This window comes from Corallococcus sp. CA053C, assembly GCF_003611675.1.
Taxonomy (GTDB): Bacteria; Myxococcota; Myxococcia; order Myxococcales; family Myxococcaceae; genus Corallococcus.
Map to the genome: position 1 here is coordinate 1 of NZ_RAWA01000692.1, position 2,474 is coordinate 2,474.

General features: G+C 73.2%; 3 protein-coding genes. All 3 read right to left on the bottom strand.

What is annotated here, in order from left to right:
- The coding region (locus tag D7V97_RS42190) for an AraC family transcriptional regulator (RefSeq protein ID WP_120616162.1) at window positions 1–1,176 on the bottom strand (1,176 nt) is incomplete at its 3' end.
- A gap of 11 nt (window positions 1,177–1,187) precedes the next feature.
- Window positions 1,188–1,724, bottom strand: a complete 537-nt coding sequence (locus D7V97_RS42195) for a zf-HC2 domain-containing protein (protein ID WP_120616160.1) — start codon at window positions 1,722–1,724, stop codon at window positions 1,188–1,190.
- Entirely contained in the window at window positions 1,717–2,358 is a 642-nt protein-coding gene (locus D7V97_RS42200; protein ID WP_233583594.1) for an RNA polymerase sigma factor, read from the bottom strand. The genes D7V97_RS42195 and D7V97_RS42200 overlap by 8 nt, the downstream gene beginning before the upstream one ends.
- Window positions 2,359–2,474 lie beyond the last annotated feature (116 nt).

A 2,474-nucleotide genomic window follows, 5' to 3' on the forward strand; every position in this document is an offset into this window, starting at 1 on the left:
GGGCGGGACGTAGCCCTTGGACGAGTCGTAGGCCTGGGGCGAGCGCACCGGGGTGCGCGGCACCGGCGGGGTGAAGGGCGACGGGTCCCTGCGGAAGCCGTTGGCCAGGAAGGACACCACGAGCTGGGTCAGCGGCGGACGGGTGGCGAGCGCCACGCCGCACACGTCGAGGCGATCCAGCTCGTGCACGCCGTCCATCTGGCGGTAGACGTTGCAGCCCTTCTCCGCCGCGGCCGTCCGGTCCCGCGTCAGCTTCCGCTCGAAGACGCCCCAGCGCATCACCAGCGAGTCCGCGCTGAGGCGGATGTTCACGTCGGACGTGCCCCACTGGCCTTCGATGATGGTGACCACCCCGCCCGCGCGCACCTTCACCGCCAGCGGGTAGCGCCGGTAGGTGCCGTTGACCTCGATGCCGTGCTCGAACAGCTCGTCACCGACGGAGCCCTGCCACAGCTGGCCCTTGCCGCGCACGAGCGGGTTCTCCGTCTTCACGCGCAGGGCGTCGAACCAGTAGTCGCCCACGCGGCCCAGCAACTCGCCCTCGTCCGCTTGCGCGGGCGGCGCGGCCTCCAGGCCCTGGGGTCCGGAGGCCAGCGGCTGCGGGGTGGCGAGCAGGTCCGTCGTCTTCACCGACGCGTCCACCGTCTCGAAGCGCACGCCGCCCAGCCACGCCTGGCCCGTGCCGCTCATGATGAGGCCCGCCATGATGGTGGTGGCCTCCTTCGGCACGTCCAGCACCACGTCGTAGCGCTTGCAGCCCTGGGTCCCCACGAGCGCGCGCGACTGCATGTTGTCGAAGGCGAGCGGCTGCTTGGAGTCGGCGCCTTCCACGCGCATCCACAGCCCGGCCCAGCCCTTCACGTCCTGGTGGCGCACGGCGGCGGAGAAGCGCAGGCGCTTGCCCTGGAAGTCCTTCGCGCTGAAGGCCTGCATGAACGTCCCGAAGCTGTCGGTGGCCTGGGTGCGCGAGCGCAGGAAGGCGCTGCGGCTGCCCTCGCACGGCGCGCTTTCGTCCACGCCGGCCTCGTAGTGCTGCGGCGCGCTCTCCGTGACGTACCAGCCCTGCGGCAGCTTCGCCTGCGTGGCGCTGGGCGCGGTGGCGGGAAGGCCCTGCGCCCCGGCGAGGGGGGCCCAGACGGACAGCAACAGACCGAGGAGGCGGGTTCGAGGCGTCATCGCGGAGGTCCTCACAGGGCCGCCGGCCGCGAGCGGAGCGCGACCTCGGACAGTCCATTGGATGCGTCGTAGCGGGGCACTTCGCCCATCCCGCCAGGGTGGTACACGAGCAGCCCGCGCGCGCTGGCGGACCGCAGGCAGTGCTCCTGCGTGGCCAGGTCCGGGCACGCCACCACGATGTCCTGGGGCGGCGCGTCTTCGTGGAGTGGGCCGCCCAGGTGCGTGGCCACCAGCGCGTCCGGCCCGGGCGTGGGTCCCTCGGTGGGGCGCAGCAGCAGGAACACGGAGGCGGCCACCGCCATCGCGACCGCTGCCGCGGCGGCCGGGCGGTGCCAGCGCGCGGGGCGGATCACCTCGGCCTCGCGCGGCACGGAGGCGGCGACCTCGTACAGCTGCTCGTCCAGGAGGGCCTCTTCCTGGAGCAGGCGCGCGCACGGCTCGCAGGTGAGGGTGTGGGCCTCCAGCTCCGCCGCGGCGTCAGGCGGCAGCGCGCCCAGCAGGTACTGCTCCGTGCGGTCGCGGGTGAGGTGGAGTGTGGGCCTAGACATGGTTTTCCTCAGCGAGCGCGGTGCGCAGCTGCTTGCGGACCTCGCACAGAATCTGTCGCACGCGCTGGACGGACAAGCCGACGCGCGAGGCGACCTCGGAGTGGGGAAGGCCCTGACCGTCACAGGCCAGGAGGAAGACGTTGCGTGCGCCCGGCGACACGCGGGCGAGCGCGTCCTTCGCGCGGGCGAGCTGCTCTTCGGACAGGAGCCGCCGCTCCGCGGACTGCGTGGGATCCACCGGCTGGTGCCGCTCCGGCAGGTCCTCCACCGTGCCGTCCACCGACTCGCGCCGCACGCGCCGGGCCTCGTCCGACGCGAGGAAGGACGCCTGGGTGAGCGCGAGGTGGGGCAGGCGCAGCTCCGTGAGCAAGCCGCGCTGCTGCTGCTGGATGAGGCGGGCCCACGTCTCCTGGGCCAGCTCCTGGGCCCGGTCCGCCCGCACGCCCCGTGCGAGCAGCGACACCACCACCCGCCGTTGATGCCGCGCGATGAGTGCGTCCCACGCGGCCCGCTCTCCGGCCAGGGCGCGGCGGGACAGGACCTCCTCGTCCGGTGCCGTGGGCCTTGCGGCCCCGCCTGTGTCCTGGCGCGACTGGAGCGTCATCATCCCAAGGCCCTGTACGGCTGCATCCATGCCGTCTTCCCGTTGCCCGCTGCGTTCTGCCTGGAGCGCTGTCCGCCCCGAGCCCCCCGGCAAACGCTCGGTTGGACCGGGCATATCGACGGAGGGTGGAGGCAAGGGTGGCGCGG